The 1116-nt window shown below is 57.3% G+C and carries 1 protein-coding gene; it reads left to right on the top strand.

Annotated features, from left to right (window positions below):
• The coding region (locus HF257_RS33185) for an RHS repeat domain-containing protein (RefSeq protein WP_185712156.1) at nt 1–1116 on the top strand (1116 nt) is incomplete at both ends.

The raw sequence follows: 1116 nt of genomic DNA, 5'->3' as shown, positions 1-1116 counted from the left end.
CAACCTCCTAAGCGTCGAAGACGGTCACTGGGCTCTAGCCTACGAATACGACGCGCAAAACCGCCTCACCGCTGAGCACCAAGGCTGGGGCACCCTGCGCTATGGCTACGACGCCTGCGGCCAACTCAAGAACCTGCGCCTGCCGGACAACAACCGTCTTGTTTTTAATCATGCCAAAGGCGGCCACTTAGCTACGGTAGAACTGAACGGTGAAACCCTCACCTCCCACCTCTTCAAATCCGGCCAGGAACACCAACGCCAACAAGGCCAACTCCTAAGTCATTACCACTACGACGACCAACAGCGTCTACATGCCCACGCCGTCACTCAACAAGAGCACTACCTCTACCAACGCCAATACGACTACGACAAATCCGGCAACCTCACCCGCCTGCTCGACACCCGCAAAGGCGACCACCACTACCAGTACGACCCACTAAACCGCCTCACGCGGGCCGACCACTCCCAAGACGTACAAGAGCGCTTCGGGCACGACCCAGCGGGCAATCTGCTGATGCAAGACCGACCGGGGCCGGATGTCGTCGCTGGCAATCGTTTGATTAGCCAAGGCGACAACCACTATGACTATGACGCCTTCGGCAATCTGATCCGCGAGCGGCGCGGAAAAGGCCATCAACTCGTCACCGAATACCGCTACGACTGTCAGCATCGGTTAATTGGAATCACAAAACCTAACGGCCAAACCGCCAGCTATCGCTACGACCCGTTTGGCCGTCGCATCAGCAAAACCGTCGACGGCATCACCACGGAGTTTTTCTGGCAAGGCGACAAGCTCATCGCCGAACACCACAAAGACAAGCACCGCAGCTATATCTACGAACCCGACAGCTTCCGCCCACTGGTAATGCTGGAAGGCTATGGCCCAAAAACCACCAAGCCCTACCACTACCAACTCGACCACCTCGGCACCCCACAGGAACTCACCACGCCCGACGGCGAAATAGTCTGGTCCGCCCACTACCGCGCCTACGGCGAAATCAGCCGCCTCGACATCGGAAAAATCGACAACCCAATACGGTTTCAGGGCCAGTATTTCGACCAAGAAAGCGGGCTGCACTACAACCGCCATCGCTACTACAATCCGGATATTGGTCG

This window comes from Pseudomonas cremoris (assembly GCF_014230465.1).
Note: the sequence above shows the minus strand (reverse complement) of the source record. Positions and strands in the feature narration are given on the sequence as shown.